Below are 18,048 nucleotides of genomic sequence, written 5' to 3' on the forward strand. Positions count from 1 at the left end.
ACCGGTGGGAACGGCCCCTGCGGGTCCGGCGGCCCCTCGGATCAGCCCGGTCAGATCGGGCGGACTTCCTGGACGTCGGGCACGAAATGGCGCAGCAGGTTCTCGATGCCGTGCTTGAGCGTCGCCGTCGAGCTGGGGCAGCCGGAGCAGGCGCCGCGCATGTGCAGGAACACCACGCCGTCGCGATAGCCCTGGAAGATGATGTCGCCGCCGTCGGAGGCCACCGCCGGGCGCACGCGCGTCTCGATCAGCTCCTTGATGGTGGCGACGGTTGGCGCGTCGGCCTCGTCGAAGAATTCCTCGTCCGCCTCGCCGGTGTCGGCGCCGTCACCGGCGAACAGCGGCGCGCCGGACATGAAATGCTCCATGATCGCGCCGAGAATCGCGGGCTTGAGATGCTGCCATTCGCCGTCGTCCTTGGTGACGGCGATGAAATCCGCCCCGTAGAAGACGCCGCTGATGCCGTCGATCTCGAACAGGCGCTGGGCCAGCGGCGAGCAGACGGCGTCCTCGGCCGTGCGGATGTCGCGCGTGTCGCCGGGCAGGACGGGCCGTCCGGGAATGAACTTCAGCGTGGCGGGATTGGGCGTGGCTTCGGTCTGGATGAACATCGACGATCCTCTTCAGCGCGCTGGCTGTCGGGAAAACGGGAAAACGTGTCTTGCGCCCGAATATAGGGTCGCGACGCCCCGCTCCCAGTGGCGCTCCCTGTAGAAACTTAGAAATATTCTATCATGGCTGCGCGAACAGGCAACGCGCGAATCGCGCGCCTGCGGGCCAAATCGGGCCGGGCCAGGCCTGTCAGGACACCGCCTGAATTTCCTCGTCCGACAGCGAGCCGGGAACGATCGTGATCGGTATGGGGAAGGTCGCCGCCGCCTTGGTGGCGATGGAGGAGACCAGCGGGCCGGGGCCCTCCTTGCCGGTCGCCGCGGCCAGAACCAGGATCGAGACGTCGGCGTCCTCGTCGATCAGATTCACCACCTCGTCGGCGCGATTGCCCTCGCGAATCACCATTTCGGGCTCGACCTCGGCCCATTTGCGGGCTTTTTCCGCGAATTCACCCAGCACCCGGCGCGCCTCGTCCTGGGCTTCGGCGCGCATGATGTTCTCGACGCCGAGCCAGTGCTGGAAATCGCCCGGCGCGAGCACATAGAGCATCAGCAGCTTGCCCCCGGTGTTCTGGGCGCGGCGGCTGGCGTAATAGACGGCCCGGTCGCACTCGGGCGAGTCGTCGATGATGACGAGGAACTTGCGCCGATGGCCGGGCTCCCCGCTGCGTCGTTTGCTGTTCATGACCGGCATGCTGCCACCTGCCATCCGGCCCGGCAAGCCGGCATTGTATTCGCCGTTTCGTGACTCTGGGGCAGGTTTTCCCCATTCTGGCCGGATTTCCGGGATCACCTCGAGACGCGGCAAACCACAGGGGACCAACGCCGATGCGCGGCGAATCGACGCTCCCGGAACGCTCTCGTCCGTCCCGCCTGTCCGAATCGGCGGTGGCGCTCCTGTTCGCGGCCCTGCTCGGCGCGGGCGGCGCGCCGGCGGCCGCGCAGACCCTCAAGGCCGTGCCGGTCGGGGCCTTCGACGCCCCCGTCCACGTGGCCGTCGCGCCGGGCTACCGGAAGCTCGTCTTCGTCGTAGAGCGGGCCGGGCGCATACGGGTGCTGCGCAACGGGCAGACGCTGGCCAGGCCCTTCCTCGATATCCGCAAGCACGTGTTCGGGCCTCCCGACTCGGGCGCCGGTGGCGAACAGGGCCTGCTGTCGGTGGCGTTTCCGGCGTCCTACCGCAATTCCCGGCGCTTCTACGTCGCCTACACCAACGGGAAGGGCGACCTCGTGGTCGCCGAGTTCCGGCGCAAGAAGAAGCGGGCGGTCCGGGCTTCGCGCAAGTCGCGCCGGGTGGTGCTGCGGGTGCCACATCGCGACGCGCGCAACCACAATGGCGGCCAGCTTCAGTTCGGCCCAGACGGCCGCCTGTATATCGCCACCGGCGACGGCGGCGGCGGCGGCGACGGATTCGACAACGCCCGCAAGCTCGACCGGCTGCTCGGCAAGATCCTGCGCATCAACCCGCGGCAGACGCGGACGGGCGCCTACCGGATCCCGAAATCGAATCCCTTCGTCGGCACGCCGGGCCGGGACGAAATCTTCGCCTACGGGCTGCGCAATCCGTGGCGGTTCGCCTTCGACGGCAACCGGCTGCTGATCGGCGATGTCGGCCAGGGCGCGTGGGAGGAGGTGAACATCCTCACGCTCGCAGAGGCCCGCGGGGCGAATTTCGGCTGGCCGCAATACGAGGGCAACGCGGTTTACGACAACGATCGCCCGGGCCCCGACACGCCGACCTTCCCGGTCTTCGTCTACGACCATTCCGGCGGGCGCTGCTCGATCACGGGCGGCCATATCGTGCGCGATCCGGCGATCCCGGCGATGACCGGGCGCTATGTCTACGGCGATTTCTGCTCTGGCGAGGTGCGCAGCATCGCCGCCGACGGCACCGACGACCAGCCGACCGGGATCGGCCTTCCCGGCCTCAGCAGTTTCGGGCTCGGCGTCGACGGCCAGATCTACGCCGCGCAACTGGGCGGCACGGTTTCCCGGATCGCGGCGGCCACCGCGTCCGCCCCGCGCTGAGCGATTGGAGCTGATTGATTGGCTCGAGGACATAGAGCATCAGCAGCTTGCCCCCGGTGTTTTGGGCGCGGCTGCCATCTGGTCCGGTAATCCGGCATTGTATTGGCTGTTTCGTGACTCTGGGGCAGGCTCCCGCATTCAGGCCAGCACTTATAACTTTTGCGCCCACGCCAGTACGGAATGCTGATCTCACCTAGCGTTATTTCCATCGGAACATATCGGGAACAAAGATTGGATTCCTCGGAAAGAATCGCTTATGGTGTGCAGCTTACGGCTTACAACCTTCAAACAACAGGAGAACGGGGCATGACCAGGACAGGCCTAGCGAGATCAAGGGGATCAACAAGAGATGCAGTACGCATTACAGGTGTTTGAGTACGAAAATCTCGACGAGTTCAGGATTTACGACGTCAACGGAGAGCCGTGGTTCGTTCTTATTGATGTTTGCCGAGCGCTTGATATCAAGAACTCCAGAGACGCAGCTTCTAGACTGGATGATGACGAAAAAGGGGTTACTCAGACTGCCCCCCCTGAGGGTCGCAAGAACGTCAGGATAATCAACGAATCCGGCCTTTACTCGTTGATTCTGAGGTCAGACAAGCCGGAAGCCAAACGCTTCAAAAAGTGGATAACGTCCGAAGTCTTGCCGAGCATCCGCAGAACTGGCGGATATCAGCTGCGGCCGAATACCCCTTCCTTTATTCGGCGCTATAACGCCAATTGGGACCGAGTGGATATTGGGTATTTCTCGGTTATCTCAGAGCTGGCAATCCGGGTCTGGGGCAGGTTGGAACAGGTAGGTCACGTCATGGCAGATAAAGCGCCTGATGGGACCGAGATAAGACCGGATGTGTCGGTCGGAAAGCTTTTCGCAGACTGGCTGCGGGACGAACATCCTGATCACGCCTATAACTTTTCCTATTACAGGCATTGGACGCCGGAAGGCGAATTCGAAGCCCGACAGTATCCGAACGAGATCTGGCCCATGTTCGTGCATTACGTTGATACTGTTTGGATACCAGAACACGCTGAACGCTATTTCGGAGCCCGCGATGTAGCGGCGCTGCCGCATCTCCCAAAATTACTGCCAGCCCCGGATAAGCCAAAACCGGGAATGATGAGAGCCAGGACGGTGCGCAGATTGAGACCTACCGCATAGGCTTTTTCTTTTTCGGATTTGCGCTTCCGTGGTTCGGCCTTGCGGATCCGCGGGAGCGCAGTCTACGAAATCGACTGGCCTAAGCAGCGTCAAAACCGCCGGTTCCGGTCAGTCCGTATTTTCTATCGATCGCGTAGACTGTTCGTAAACACATCTACTGTACTGACGCGGCGTCAGATCGGCATCGATTCCGTATGTCTTGCGTATTGCCGTTTTGGCTTTCGACAAAACGACACGCGCGGACAGTATCGATGACCTTCATGACTTGCCCACGCCTGCCCCGGGGACTGCGGCTTTCGACAGTTGTCTTCGGCCTCGCCGTCGCAGTCTCGGCCGGACCGGCCGATGCGGCCGAACTGAACGGAACGGTGAGGACCGGCACCCTGCCGGTCTCCTATGCAAAAGTTATCCTCTACCAGGCTGGGACCACGGCCGGCGGAACGGCGACCCTGCTCGGCACCGGAAGAAGCGATTCGCAGGGCGGGTTCCGGGTCGCCTATGCGGAACCGGCCGACGCCAACGCGGTGCTCTACGTCGTCACCACGGGCGGCACGGTCGACATATTCGGGCTGAAGCCCCGGCAGCGACAGCTCCGGTTCGCGACCGTGCTGGGCCCGGGCACGCCACCGTCCCAGATCACCATCAACGAGCGGACGACCGTGGCGACGGCCTACGCGTTCGCGCAGTTCCTCGACGGCATGCAGATCTCCGGCGTCCATCCCGGCCCGAAGAACGCCGCCCTGACCCTGCGCAACCTCGTCAACAGGCGCAGCGGCGCGGTCGGCCATGTCCTCGCGACGAAACCGAACGGCGCCAGCACGCAGACGATGCGCGAGTTCAATTCGCTCGCCAACATGCTCGCCACCTGCGCGCGCGGCCTGGCCGACGGGGGCTGCAAGTCGCTCTTCAAGCTGGCCAAGGCGCCCGGCGGCAAACGGCCGAAGAACACCCTGCAGGCGGCCGTCAACATCGCCCATTATCCGGGCCGCAAGGCGAAGAAGCTGTTCGGGCTGTCGCAGCGCGTCGCCGTCTATGGTCCGGCCCTGACGAGCCCGATCGCCACCTGGACGCTGACCCTGCTCTACGACGGCGGCGGCGGACAGCTGGACGGGCCGGGCAACATGGTCTTCGACAAGGAGGGCAACGTCTGGATCGGCAACAACTACCAGTACCAGCGCCGCGCCAAGACGCCCGCCTGCGGCGATACCCACCTGATCCGGCTGACGCCGGACGGCCGGAACTATCCTGGCGCGCCCTATACCGGCGGCGGCATCTACGGCGTCGGCTTCGGCATCGCGATGGATCCCGACGAAAACATCTGGCTGGGCAATTTCGGTTTCTCGGGCCGGGGCTGCGACCAGCCGCTGGGCGACGACCAGACCGTCTCCCTGTTCAATTCCGACGGCGTGGCGCAGGCGGGCAGCCCCTACGCCGACGGCGACGTCAACCGGGTGCAGGGCCTGGCCACCGACGACGACCGCACGGTCTGGTTCGCCAATTGCGGCGGCGACAGCGTCACCGTCTATCCCCTCGGCGATCATACGGCGGCCGTCAACCACGCGCCCTGGGGCCTGGAGAAGCCGTTCGGCGCGGCGGTCGACAGCCAGCACCACGCCTGGTTCACCGCCAACAACACCAACCGCGTGTTCAAGCTCGACCGGCTCGGCAACGTCCTCGTCCGCACCGAGCGCGGCGAAAACGGGATCAAGCGCCCGATGGGCATCGCCGTCGACAGCCTGGACAACGCCTGGGTGTCGAATTCCGGCGCCATCGCGGCGCCCTGCTATTTCCGCAAGACGCTCAACATCCCGGACAAGGCGGATGCGTCGGTGTCGATGATCACGCCGGACGGCACCGTCAGCAAAGCCTACACCAATGGCGGCGTCTTCCTGCCCTGGGGCATCGCCGTCGACGGCGACGACAACGTCTGGGTGGCGAATTTCGGCGGCTTCCGGGTCGGGCACCTCTGCGGCGCGCGCCCTGAAAACTGCCCGCCGGGCGTGAAGACGGGAGAGTCGATCGCGCCGAAGAAGACGGGCTACGCGTTCGATGGCCTGGTGCGGGTCACCGCCGTGCAGATCGACGCGTCGGGCAACGTTTGGCTGACCAACAACTGGCTGACCTATCCCTATCAGACCAATCCCGGCGGCAAGACCATGGCGGTGATGATCGGGATGGCTGCGCCGGTGAAGACGCCGATGGTCGGCCCGCCGCAGAAGCCGTAGGGCCTCCGGACCGTCCGGCACCAAAAAACGCCGGGTCTCGACGAGGCCCGGCGTCTTCGTGTCCGTCGATGCCCGTCAGCGCAGGAAGCCGACGATGTCCTTGACCGCGTGCATCACCGGGGCGGCGATGTCGCGGGCCTGGTCGGCACCGCGCTTCAGGACGCCGTCGATATAGCCGGGGTCGGCGGTCAGCCGGCGCATCTCGGCGGCGATCGGCGCCAGCTTGGCGACCGACAGGTCGGCCAGCGCCGTCTTGAAGATCGAGAACTGGGCGCCGCCGTATTCCTTCAGCACCGTCTCCCTGTCGGCCCCGGCCAGCGCGGCGTAGATGCCGATCAGGTTCTCGGCTTCCGGGCGGCCTTCCAGGCCCTCCGCCTCGCTCGGCAGCGGCTCGGGATCGGTCTTCGCCTTGCGGATCTTCTGGGCGATGGTGTCGGCGTCGTCGGTCAGGTTGATGCGGGCATAGTCGGACGGGTCCGACTTCGACATCTTCTTGGCGCCGTCGCGCAGGCTCATGACGCGGGTCGCCGGGCCCTGGATGATCGGCTCGGGCAGCGGGAAGAACGCGTCCTCGCCGGTGACCCGCGCGATCGAGGCGGCGAAGTCGCCGTTGAACTTCTGGGCGATGTCGCGCGACAGCTCGAGATGCTGCTTCTGGTCCTCGCCCACCGGCACGTGGGTGGCGCGGTAGACCAGGATGTCGGCGGCCATCAGGTTGGGATAGGCGAACAGACCGACCGAGGCGTTCTCGCGATGCTTGCCCGCCTTCTCCTTGAACTGGGTCATCCGGTTGAGCCAGCCCATGCGGGCGACGCAGTTGAACACCCAGGCGAGCTCGGCGTGCTCGGCGACCTGGCTCTGGTTGAAGACGACGTGCTTGTCCGGGTCGATGCCGGCGGCGATGAAGGCGGCCGTCACCTCGCGGGTGCTCTTGCGCAGCTCCTCGGGGCCGCCCCAGACGGAGACCGCCTGCGTGATCGCGTGCATGTCGACCACGCAATAGATGCAGTCATAGTCGTCCTGCAGGGCGACGAAGCGCGTGATCGCGCCGAGATAGTTGCCCAGATGCAGGTTTCCCGTCGGCTGGACGCCGGAAAAGACGCGCTGCTGGAACGCCGCCATTAGACCCTGTCCTTGCTGAAAGCGCTGGAGTGCCCGGGCCTTATGGCTGATCGGGGCGCAGGTTTCAAGCCGAAGGGGCTTCGGGTTTCGTCTCCGATTTCGAGAAGGCGCGGGCCAGATCGGCGCGGGTCATCACGCCGGTCGTCACCGCGAGGGCGGCGAAGACGACGACGCCGACGCCGACCAGGATCAGCAGCGTGGCGATGGCGCCGAGCGAGCCGTGGGCGGCCAGCGGCGCGAGCAGCCAGTCGGTCGCCACCAGCGCCGCCGACATCCACGCGGTGGCGTGCAGGGCGAGCAGGGTGCGGCGCTTGAGGCGCGCGTCGGGCACCAGATGGCCGGTGCGCCACAGCGTGTAGCCGAGCAGGCCGGAATTGATCCAGCCGGCGATCGAGGTGCCGGCGGCGATGCCGACATGGCCGAAGGCCGGGAACAGGGCGAGCGAGAAGGCGATGTTGGCGGCGACGTTGATGCCGGCATAGTACATCGGCGTGCGGGTGTCCTCGCGGGCGAAGAAGGCCGGCGCGAACACCTTGTTGAGCACGAAGGCGGGCAGGCCGACGGCGAAGGCGGCGAGCGCGGCGGCGGTCGCGGCGGTGTCCTCGGGGCCGAAGGCGCCGCGCTCGAACAGGCCGCGGATGATGGCGTCGGGCACGAAGAACAGCGCGGCGGCGGAGGGCAGCGTCAGGGTGAGCGCGAATTCCAGCGCGCGGTTCTGGCCGTTCATCACCGCCTCGTCGTCGCCGGCGCGCAGGCGGCGCGACAGCTCGGGCAGGAGCACGATGCCGATGGCGATGCCGATGGTGCCGAGCGGCAGCTGGTAGAGCCGGTCGGCGTAGTAGAGGAACGACACCGCCCGGTCCTGCAGCGAGGCGATCATGGTGCCGACCATGATGTTGATCTGGGTGATGCCGCCGGCGATGACGCCGGGAATGCCGAGGGCGACGAGCCGCTTCACGCCGGGCGTCCAGCGCGGCCGGACCAGCGTCAGGCCCATGCCGGCGCGGCGGGCGGCCCAGCCGAGCATGAGAAGCTGGGCGACGCCGGCGATGAAGACGCCGATCGCCAGGTAGACGCCGGCGGTCTCGCTGCCGTCGGCCTGGACCGCGTGGATCGTCAGCAGGGCGCCGATCAGCACCGCGTTGAGCAGGGCCGGGGCGAAGGCGGCGGCGGCGAAGCGGCCGAGCGCGTTGAGCACGCCCGACAGGAGCGCCACCAGCGAGATGAAGGTGAGATAGGGAAAGGTGATGCGGGTCAGCAGCACCGAGAGGCCGAACTTGCCGGGATCCTCGACGAAGCCGGGCGCCAGCACCAGCATGAACACCGGCATGGCGATCTCGGCGAGCGCGGTGAGCACGAGCAGCGCGAACAAGAGCGCGGCCAGCGATTCCTCGGCGAAGCGGCGGGCCTGGCGCGCGCCCTCGCCTTCCAGCGCCTTGGCGAACAGCGGCACGAAGGCGGCGTTGAACGCGCCCTCGGCGAAGATGCGGCGGAACAGGTTGGGCAGGCGGAAGGCGACGAAGAAGGCGTCGGCGACCGGCCCGGTGCCGAGCGCGGAGGCGGTCAGCACGTCGCGGGCGAAGCCGAGAATGCGGCTTACGATCGTGCCGCCGCCGACAGTCGCGAAATGCCGTAACAGTGCCATGGAAAACCCTTCAGGCGCGTGAGCGCGGGACACTATCCGAAACGGGACGCGCCGTCATCGGCGGCGTCATGCCGCCTCGCCCGCCCTGGCGCCGGACCTAGCCCCGTCCTTGCCACCGTCCTTACTGGTTTCCTTACTGCCTTCCTTCTGGGGCTGGAAGACCTGCAGCAGGCGGCGGCGGATCGCCGCCTGGCGGTTGGCGTTGGTGATCTTCTGGCCGGTCAGGTCGGTCACGTAGAAGACGTCGACGGCGCGCTCGCCGAAGGTGGCGACATGGGCCGAGGCGATGTTCAGGTTGAGGCGCGCGAGCACGTCGGTGAGCTGGTAGAGCAGGCCGGTGCGGTCGAGGCCCGACATCTCGATGACGGTGTAGCGGTTCGACCAGGTGTTGTTGACGAGCACGTCCGGCTCCACCGAAAAGGCGCGGATCCGCCCCTTGGCGACGGCGCGCTGGCCGACGAGATCGCGCAACTTCACCTGGCCCGCCAGCGCCTGCTCGATGACCTTGCCGATCCGCTCGGCGCGGCGGCGCTCGTCCGCGTCCTCGGGCAGCGCGCGCGACACGAAGATGGTGTCGAGGGCATAGCCGTCGGAGGTGGTGAAGATCTGCGCGTCGACGATATTGGCGCCCGAGGCGGCGCAGGCGCCGGCGATGATGGAGAGAAGCCGCGGGTGGTCGGGCGCGAACACCGTGATCTCGGTGATGTCGCGGAACTCGTCGGGGCGGGCGCGGATCGCGAGCTTGCCACCCTCGCCGTCCATCGCATGCAGCAAGCGGGCGTGCTCGATCTGGCGGGGCAGGTCGGTGCGCACCCAGTAGGCGGGATAGTGGCGCTCACAATAGGCGTCGAACTCGGCCTGCGGCCAATCGGCCAGCTCCTCGCGCAGGCGGGCGCGGGCCGACTCGATGCGGAATTTCCGCTGCTCCTGGCTGTGTCCGCCGGCGAGCACCGGCTCGGTCTCGTAATAGAGCGTGCGCAGGAGCTGGCCCTTCCAGCCGTTCCAGACGCCGGGGCCGACGGCGCGGATGTCGGCGACGGTAAGGATCAGCAGAAGCTTCAGCCGCTCCAGGCTCTGCACCGTGGCGGCGAAGTCCTCGATGGTCTTGCGGTCGGCGAGATCGCGCGACTGGGCGATCATGCTCATGTCGAGATGGTGCTCGATCAGCCAGGCGACGGTCTCGGTGTCGGCGGCGGAGAAGCCGAGCCGCGGCGCGAGCCGGCGGGCGACGCGGGCGCCAGCGATCGAATGGTCCTCCGGGCGGCCCTTGGCGATGTCGTGCAGGAACAGCGCCAGATAGAGCACGTCGCGGCTGCGGATCGTGCGGATGATCTCGTTGGCGAGCGGATGGTCGTCGGCGAGGCGGCCGTGATCGATGTCGGCCAGAAAGCCGACGGAGCGGATCAGGTGCTCGTCGACGGTGTAGTGGTGGTACATGTTGAACTGGACGAGCGCGACGATCTTGCCGAAATCCGGGATGAAGCGGCCGAGCACGCCGGCCTCGTTCATGCGGCGCAGCACCACCTCCGGATCGTTGCGGGAGGTAAGGATCTTGAGGAACAGCGCGTTGGCCTCCTCGTTCTCCCTGAGCTTCGGACCGATCAGCTTGAGCGAGCGCCGGGCGATCTTCAGCGCCTCGGGGTGGAACGGGATGTTGTACTTGTCGGCGAGATGGAACAGCCGGATCAGATTGACCGGATCGCGCTCGAAGGCGAAGTCGTCGGCGATGTTGAGGCGGTCGGATTCGATGACGAAGTCGTCGCTGTCCGACAGCTTGCCCGGCCGGCGGCGGCGGAAGCGCTGCATGAACCGCGACAGCACCTGCGTGCGCTTGACGTGCTGCACCTCCAGCGCGTTGCAGAAGATGCGGGTCAGGTCGCCGACGTCCTTGGCCACCAGGAAATAGTGCTTCATGAACCGCTCGACGTCGCGGACGCCGGGATGCGGCAGGTAGCCGAGCCTCGTCGCCATGCCGCGCTGCAGGTCGAAGGTCAGCCGCTCCTCGGCGCGGCCGGTCATGAAGTGCAGGTGGCAGCGCACCGCCCAGAGGAAATCCTCGCACTTGCGGAACAGGCGGGATTCGGACTTGTCGAAGACGCCGGCCTCGACCAAGTCCTCGCCGCTGTCGGCGCCGTAGAAGTACTTGCCGATCCAGAACAGCGTCTGGAGGTCGCGCAGGCCGCCCTTGCCGTCCTTGACGTTGGGTTCGACGAGATAGCGGGATTCGCCGGAGCGGGTGTGGCGGGCGTCGCGCTCGGCGAGCTTGGCCTCGATGAACTCCGGCCCCGTACCGGCGACGACATCGGCCTGGAAGCGATCTTCGAGCTCGTCGAACAATTCGCGGTCGCCGCAGATGAAGCGGGCGTCGAGGATCGAGGTGCGGATGGTCATGTCGGCGTTCGACAGACGCACGCAATCATCGACGGTGCGCACCGCGTGGCCGACCTTCAGCTCCATGTCCCACAGCGTGTAGAGCATCTGCTCGCAGACGCTCTCGCTCCAGGCGGTCTTCTTGTAGGGCAGTACGAACAGGAGATCGACATCGGAGCCCGGCGCCATGGTGGCGCGGCCGTAGCCGCCGACCGCGATCACCGACAGCCGCTCCGACGACGAGGGATTGGTGACGGGATAGAGATGGCTGGTGGTGAAGGCGTAGATGCCCTGGATGATCGCGTCCTGCAGCGCGCCGATGCGGCGCGCGCAGTCCAGGCCGCGACCGTCCTCAGACAGCCATGTCTCGATCGTCTCGTGGCCGCGCGCCCTGAACGCCTTCAGGTGGGCGAGCATGGCGGCGCGGAAGTCGTTGCCGGCGCCGTGCTTTTCGAACAAGTCCGCCAGCTCGCCGGCCAGGGCGTCCGGATCGGCGATTTCGGCGAGGTTGCGAGCCGACTTGTTCGTCAAGCGCTTGTTCATCCGGCGTCCTGACCGTCCCCTCCGGTCTCGGCGAGACGTTTCAGCTCATATAGCATCTCGAGCGCCTGAAGCGGCGTCAGCTCGTCGGGCGAGACGCCGCCCAGCCTTTGCACGAGCGCGGCATTCGCGGGCGGCACCGGCGCCGCGGCGGCCGATCGCACGTGGGTGGCGAACAGCGGCAGATCGTCGGTAAGGCCGGCGGCGCCGGCGCGGCGATCGGTCTCCTCCAGCCGCTCCAGAACCTCGCGGGCGCGGCTCAGCACCGGCGCGGGCAGGCCGGCGAGCTTGGCGACCTGGATGCCGTAGGAGCGGTCGGCGGCGCCGGGCACCACCTCGTGCAGGAACACCACCTCGCCCTTCCACTCCTTGACCCGGACGGTGGCGTTGTGCAGGCGCGCCATGGTCTCGGAGAGCGCAGTCAGCTCGTGGAAATGGGTCGCGAACAGCGCGCGGCAGCCATTGACCTCGTGCAGATGCTCGATCGTCGCCCAGGCGATCGACAGGCCGTCGAAGGTGGCGGTGCCGCGGCCGATCTCGTCGAGGATCACCAGCGCGCGGGGACCGGACTGATTGAGGATCGCGGCGGTCTCCACCATCTCGACCATGAAGGTCGACCGCCCGCGGGCGAGATCGTCGGCGGCGCCGACGCGGGAGAACAGCCGGTCGACGACGCCGATATGCGCCGTCTCCGCCGGCACGAACCCGCCCGCCTGGGCGAGGACGGCGATCAGCGCGTTCTGGCGCAGGAAGGTCGACTTGCCGGCCATGTTGGGGCCGGTGATCAGCAGGATCCGGCCGGCCGCGGCATCGCCCGAAACGTCATCGGGCGGCGACAGGTCGCAGTCGTTGGCGACGAACGGGCCGCCGCCGTCGCGGGCGAGCGCCTGCTCGACGACGGGGTGACGGCCGCCGACGATGTCGAAGGCGAGATCGTCGCTGACGACCGGCCGCACGTAGTTGCGCTCGACGGCCAGCTCGGCGAAGCCGGCATGCACATCGAGCTCGCCGAGCGCCGCGGCGGCTGCCTCGAGCGCCACGCCGTCGCCGGCGATGCGGGCGACGAGCGCGTCGAAGATCTCGTTCTCGAGCGCCATCGCGCGCTCCGCCGCCGATGCGATCCGGCCCTCCAGATCGGCCAGTTCGGCGGTGGAGAACCGCACCTGGCTGGCGAGCGTCTGGCGATGGAAGAAGGTCTCGTTCAGCGGCGCCGCCAGCATCCGGTCGCCGTGCTGGGCGGTGACTTCGACGAAATAGCCCAGCACGTTGTTGTGGCGCACCTTCAGCGACTTGATGCCGGTGGCCTCCTGGTACTTGGCCTGCAGGCCGGCGACGATCTGGCGGCTCTCGTCGCGCAGGCCGCGGGCCTCGTCCAGCTCCGCGGCGAAGCCCGCCTGGATGAAGCCGCCGTCGCGGCGCAGATGCGGCGGGCGCTCGACCAGCGCCGTCGTCAGCTCGTCGAACAGCGCCCGGTCCGGGCCGTCGAGACGGGCGGCGATGTCGGCGAGGATCGGCGGCATGTCGGCTTCGGCGGCATTGTCGGGGCCACCGTCGGGACGCAGCCGGGCGCACAGCGCGTGGACCGCGCCGATGCCGTCGCGGATGCCGGCGAGATCGCGCGGGCCGCCGCGCGCCAGAACGATGCGGGCGCGGGCACGGGCGATGTCCGGGGCGGCATGCATCGTCTCGCGCAAGCCCCGGCGCAGAGCGGGACGCTCGGCGAGCCAGGCCACCGCCTCATGGCGCGCGGCGATCCGGGCCGGATCGGTCAGCGGCGAGGACAGGCGGCGGGCGAGCTCGCGGCCGCCGGCGGCGGTGACGGTGCGGTCGACGGCCTCGGCGAGGCTGCCGCGCCGTTCGCCCGACAGCGTCGCGACCAGTTCGAGGTTGGCCCGGGTCGCCGGATCGATCGCCATCACCGCGCCGCGCATCTCGCGCGCCGGGATCTTGAGCGGCGGCTTCTCGCCCATCTGGGTGCGGTCGATATAGGCGATGACGGCGCCGGCCGCGGCGATCTCGGGGCGGGCGAGCGGGCCGAAGCCGTCGAGGGTGGCGACGTCGAAATAGTCGCGCAGACGCCGTTCGGCGGCGGTCGAATCGAACACCGCGGTGGGCAGCGGCGTGACGGCCGATCGCATCTCCCGCCACAGGTCGCGCAGGTCGCCATCGTCGTAGAGCGCATCGGAGACCAGCAGCTCGCCGGGATCGACGCGGGCGATCAGGGCCGGCAGCTCGGCGCGGGTCGCCTCGATGACGGCGAACTCGCCGGTCGAGATGTCGGCCCAGGCCAGGGCGAAGCCGTCGTCGCCGCCGGCGCGCAGCCGGGCGAGTGCGGCGAGGAAATTGTTGCGGCGCGAATCGAGGAGGTTGTCCTCGGTCAGCGTGCCCGGCGTCACCAGCCGCACCACGTCGCGGCGGACCACCGACTTGGAGCCGCGCTTCTTCGCCTCGGCGGGATCCTCCATCTGCTCGCAGACGGCGACGCGATGGCCGAGCGCGATCAGCCTCTGCAGGTAGTCGTCGGCGGCATGGACCGGCACGCCGCACATCGGGATGTCGCTGCCCAGATGCTTGCCGCGGGTCGTCAGGGTGATGCCGAGGGCGCGGCTCGCGACGACGGCGTCTTCGAAGAAGAGCTCGTAGAAATCGCCCATCCGGTAGAACAGCAGGCTGTCCGGATTGGCGGTCTTGATCTCGAGGAACTGGCGCATCATCGGGGTGACGCGCGCATCGGCCGCCGCCGCCTCGGATCCAGGCACGGATTCGGGGGCGGGTGCGGGCGTGTCCACGACCGCCGAAACAGGGGTGGGCGCTGTTGCTGGCGTGGACGTGGGAATATCTGCAGGTCGGGCCGTCATGGCGCGGACCCTAGCAGAACAAATGCGCGGTTTCACCGGCCGTTATCCGGAAGGCGACTTGAGCACACATCGGGGCCCTTATAAGGTCCGGGTCCCGCCGGCGGCGGACCTCAACAACGCGTTCAAGGACAAAACGGCACATGCCGAAGCAGGGCAAGACGGCGGACAGCCGGCCGACATTCACCGATCAGGAAGCACTCCAGTTCCACCAGCAGGGCAAGCCGGGCAAGCTGGAGATCACCCCGACCAAGCCGATGGCGACCCAGCGCGACCTGTCGCTGGCCTATTCGCCGGGCGTGGCGGTACCGGTCCGCGCGATCGCCGAGGATCCGGGCCGTGCCTTCGACTACACGACGCGCGGCAACCTGGTCGCGGTGATCTCGAACGGGACGGCGATCTTGGGCCTGGGCAATCTCGGCGCGCTCGCCTCCAAGCCGGTGATGGAAGGCAAGGCGGTGCTGTTCAAGCGCTTCGCCGACGTCGACGCCATCGACCTGGAGGTGGACACGCTCGACGTCGACGAGTTCATCAACTGCGTCAAGCCGCTCGGCCCCTCCTTCGGCGGCATCAACCTGGAAGACATCCGCGCGCCCGACTGCTTCATCATCGAGCAGCGGCTGCGCGAGCTGATGGACATCCCGGTGTTCCACGACGATCAGCACGGCACCGCGATCATCGCCGCGGCCGGCCTGATCAACGCGATGGAGCTGACCGGACGCGACATCAAGACGACCAAGCTCGTCTGCAACGGCGCCGGCTCGGCCGGCATCGCCTGCGTCGAACTGATCAAGGCGATCGGCTTTCCGCAGGACAACGTCATCCTCTGCGACACCAAGGGCGTGATCTACAAGGGCCGCGAGGAAGGCATGAACCAGTGGAAGTCGGCGCACGCCGCCGACACCGACGCGCGCACGCTGGAGGACGCCATGCGCGGCGCCGACGCGGTGTTCGGCCTGTCGGTGAAGGGCGCCTTCACGCCGGAGATGATCGGCTCGATGGCCGCCCAGCCGATCATCTTCGCCATGGCCAATCCGGACCCGGAGATCACCCCGGAGGAGGTCTCCGAGATCCGCGACGACGCCATCGTGGCGACGGGACGCTCGGACTATCCCAACCAGATCAACAACGTGCTGGGCTTTCCGTATATCTTTCGCGGCGCGCTGGACGTGCGCGCGACGACGATCAACGACGACATGAAGGTCGCCGCGGCGCGGGCGCTGGCGGAGCTCGCCCGCGAGGACGTGCCCGACCAGGTCGCCGCCGCCTATCGCGGCTCGCGGCCGAAATACGGGCCGGAATACATCATCCCGGTGCCGTTCGATCCGCGCCTGATCAGCGCCGTGCCGTCGGCCGTCGCCGCCGCGGCGATGGAATCCGGCGTCGCGCGCCAGCCGATCGTCGACATGGAAGGCTACCGCCAGGAGCTCTCGGCCCGGCTCGATCCGATCGCCGGCACCCTGCAGCGCATCCAGTCGAAGATCCGCCGCTCGCCGAAGCGCATCGTCTTCGCCGAAGGCGAGGAGGAGCAGGTGATCCGCGCCGCCTTCGCCTTCGCCAACAGCGGGCTCGGCCGGCCGGTGCTGGTCGGCCGCGACGAGCAGGTGCGCGAGACCATCGCCGCGCTCGGCCTCGACCTGCGCGACGACATCGACATCGTCAACGCGCGGCTGTCGCGCCGCAACGCCGAATACGCCGAGTTCCTCTATGCCCGGCTGCAGCGGCGCGGCTACCTGTTTCGCGACTGCCAGCGCATGGTCAACACCGACCGCAACACCTTCGCCGCCTGCATGGTGGCGATCGGCGACGCCGACGGCATGGTGACGGGCGCGACGCGCAACTATTCGATCGCGCTGGAGGAAGTGCGCCGCGTCATCGATCCGAAGCCCGGCCACAGCGTCATCGGCGCCTCCATCGCGCTGTGCCGGGGCCGCACCGTGCTGATCGCCGATACCGCGATCCACGACATGCCGACGGCGGAGGAGCTGGCGGCGATCGCGGTCGAGGCGGCCGGCGTCGCGCGGCGGCTGGGCTACGAGCCGCGGGTGGCGCTGCTCGCCTACTCGACCTTCGGCCATCCCAGCGGCGAGCGCTCGGAGCGGCTACGTGAGGCGGTGAAGATCCTCGACAAGCGCCATGTCGACTTCGAGTACGACGGCGAGATGGCCGCCGACGTGGCGCTCAACCGCGATGCGATGGCCGCCTACCCGTTCTGCCGCCTGTCGGGCCCGGCGAACGTGCTGGTGATGCCGGCCATCCACTCGGCGTCGATCGCGACGAAGATGCTGCAGGAACTCGGCGGCTCGACGGTGATCGGTCCGCTGCTGGTCGGGCTCGACAAGCCGGTGCAGATCGTCAGCCTAGGCGCGACCGACAGCGACATCGTCAACATGGCCGCGCTCGCCGCCTACAACGTCAGCGGCTGAGGACGCCCGCCCTACCCTCTATCCCCCCGGCGCGCCGGGGGGTGCCGGGTCTACGGGGAGACGGGTCCGGTTTTGCCGAGCTTTAGGACGCCAAGCGTTCCTTCGGCGCGCCGAAATGGCCGTAGTAGCGCGGATTGATCGCCGAGACCGGCAGCACGATGCAGACATCGGTGGTGCCGAACTGGTGGTCGACCACAGCGCCGTCGCCGATATAGGCGCCGAGCCGGAGATACCCCTTGATCAGCGGCGGCAGCTCGTTGAGCGCGGCGCGCATGTCGATCTGGTCCGGCGCCATGCGGTTCATCGGCACGTAGCGGGACGGCACGGCGCGGATGCGCCATTCCTCCGGCGCGGCGGCATGGTGGTGCAGGAAGGACAGCGGCAGCGACAGCCTGCGCGGCTCGATGCCCTCCAGGCTGGCGCAGCCGATCATCACGTCGACCTCGTGATGCTGCACATAGGCCCAGTTGCCGGCCCACAGCAGCTCGACGGTGCGCTTGTTGCGGTACTCCTTGAGCACGCAGGAGCGGCCGAGCTCGAGAAACCGCTTCGGCCGGTGGCGGGCGACGAGCGCGTCGATCTCGTATTCGCCGGCGGTATAGAACCCGCCGAACTGCTCCGCGACCTCCTGGCGCAGCAGCCGGTAGGTGCCGACCACAGCGGGCTTGCGCTTGCGCCGCATGCCGCGGAACAAGGCCGGATCGGGATCATGGTCGATGACGAGCAGGTGATCGCAGATCGAATCGAAGCCGTCGATGTCGCGCCGCCACAGCTTGCCGGTGGCGCCGGCCTGGGCCGACATCTCGCGATAGAAGACGCGGTAGCGCAGCGCCTGCGCCAGCCGCACCTCGCGCGCGTTGCGGGCAAGCCGCACCTCGAGCGAGCCGATCCGCTTCAGCGGCTCCGCCAAGGGGGCGCGACCGAAGCCGGCACCGTGGACCGCGTGCCCGGCAATCGGACCGCCCGGAACGAAACGCCGCACCAACCGTGTCGGCCGGAACTTGTCCGTCAAACGCATCTGACCTCGTTGGCGCATACCGGCGCCTCCCCCATGCAAAGACCAGGAT

At 67.8% G+C, this 18,048-nt stretch carries 11 protein-coding genes; 4 read left to right on the forward strand and 7 right to left on the reverse strand.

Features of this window, described 5'->3' with window-relative positions:
• Positions 1-50: 50 nt before the first annotated feature.
• Together MUB46_RS09785 and MUB46_RS09790 are read right to left on the reverse strand one after the other, a co-directional pair.
• Positions 51-611, reverse strand: a complete 561-nt coding sequence (locus MUB46_RS09785; protein WP_261615718.1) for a NifU family protein — start codon at positions 609-611, stop codon at positions 51-53.
• A 190-nt stretch (positions 612-801) separates the two neighbouring features.
• Positions 802-1,296 (reverse strand): universal stress protein, encoded by a 495-nt coding sequence (locus MUB46_RS09790; protein WP_261615719.1) that lies wholly within the window; start codon positions 1,294-1,296, stop codon positions 802-804.
• 143 nt (positions 1,297-1,439) lie between these two features.
• Between MUB46_RS09790 and MUB46_RS09795 the strand changes: the two genes are divergently transcribed.
• From MUB46_RS09795 to MUB46_RS09805, 3 genes are all read left to right on the forward strand, one after another.
• Positions 1,440-2,639, forward strand: coding sequence for a PQQ-dependent sugar dehydrogenase (locus MUB46_RS09795; protein WP_261615720.1), 1,200 nt, complete (start codon positions 1,440-1,442; stop codon positions 2,637-2,639).
• Positions 2,640-2,988: 349 nt separating this feature from the next.
• Positions 2,989-3,798 carry a BRO-N domain-containing protein gene (locus MUB46_RS09800; RefSeq protein ID WP_261615721.1) on the forward strand — a complete coding sequence of 270 codons (810 nt, stop codon included), beginning with the start codon at positions 2,989-2,991 and terminating at the stop codon, positions 3,796-3,798.
• Between the two features lie 251 nt (positions 3,799-4,049).
• A complete protein-coding gene (locus MUB46_RS09805) occupies positions 4,050-6,023 on the forward strand; it encodes a Vgb family protein (protein ID WP_261615722.1) in 1,974 nt (657 codons plus the stop codon).
• A 75-nt stretch (positions 6,024-6,098) separates the two neighbouring features.
• Here MUB46_RS09805 and trpS read toward each other — a convergent pair whose 3' ends face one another.
• The 4 genes from trpS to mutS all read right to left on the reverse strand — a co-directional run bounded on the left by trpS (position 6,099) and on the right by mutS (position 14,558).
• Complete coding sequence (gene trpS, locus MUB46_RS09810) at positions 6,099-7,145, reverse strand: tryptophan--tRNA ligase (protein WP_261615723.1); 1,047 nt, start codon at positions 7,143-7,145, stop codon at positions 6,099-6,101.
• 64 nt (positions 7,146-7,209) lie between these two features.
• Positions 7,210-8,790: a murein biosynthesis integral membrane protein MurJ gene (gene murJ / locus MUB46_RS09815; RefSeq protein ID WP_261615724.1), complete on the reverse strand. Its 1,581-nt coding sequence runs from the start codon at positions 8,788-8,790 to the stop codon at positions 7,210-7,212.
• 66 nt (positions 8,791-8,856) lie between these two features.
• Positions 8,857-11,703 carry a [protein-PII] uridylyltransferase gene (locus MUB46_RS09820; RefSeq protein ID WP_261615725.1) on the reverse strand — a complete coding sequence of 949 codons (2,847 nt, stop codon included), beginning with the start codon at positions 11,701-11,703 and terminating at the stop codon, positions 8,857-8,859.
• Positions 11,700-14,558 carry a DNA mismatch repair protein MutS gene (gene mutS / locus MUB46_RS09825; protein ID WP_425256241.1) on the reverse strand — a complete coding sequence of 953 codons (2,859 nt, stop codon included), beginning with the start codon at positions 14,556-14,558 and terminating at the stop codon, positions 11,700-11,702. The genes MUB46_RS09820 and mutS overlap by 4 nt, the downstream gene beginning before the upstream one ends.
• A 140-nt stretch (positions 14,559-14,698) precedes the next feature.
• Between mutS and MUB46_RS09830 the strand changes: the two genes are divergently transcribed.
• Positions 14,699-16,981: an NADP-dependent malic enzyme gene (locus MUB46_RS09830; protein ID WP_261615726.1), complete on the forward strand. Its 2,283-nt coding sequence runs from the start codon at positions 14,699-14,701 to the stop codon at positions 16,979-16,981.
• An 82-nt stretch (positions 16,982-17,063) separates the two neighbouring features.
• On the opposite strand, the gene olsB is transcribed toward MUB46_RS09830, so the two are convergent.
• Positions 17,064-17,999 (reverse strand): l-ornithine N(alpha)-acyltransferase, encoded by a 936-nt coding sequence (olsB, locus tag MUB46_RS09835; protein WP_261615727.1) that lies wholly within the window; start codon positions 17,997-17,999, stop codon positions 17,064-17,066.
• Positions 18,000-18,048 lie beyond the last annotated feature (49 nt).

This window comes from Microbaculum marinisediminis (genome assembly GCF_025397915.1).
Lineage (GTDB): Bacteria > Pseudomonadota > Alphaproteobacteria > Rhizobiales > Tepidamorphaceae > Microbaculum > Microbaculum marinisediminis.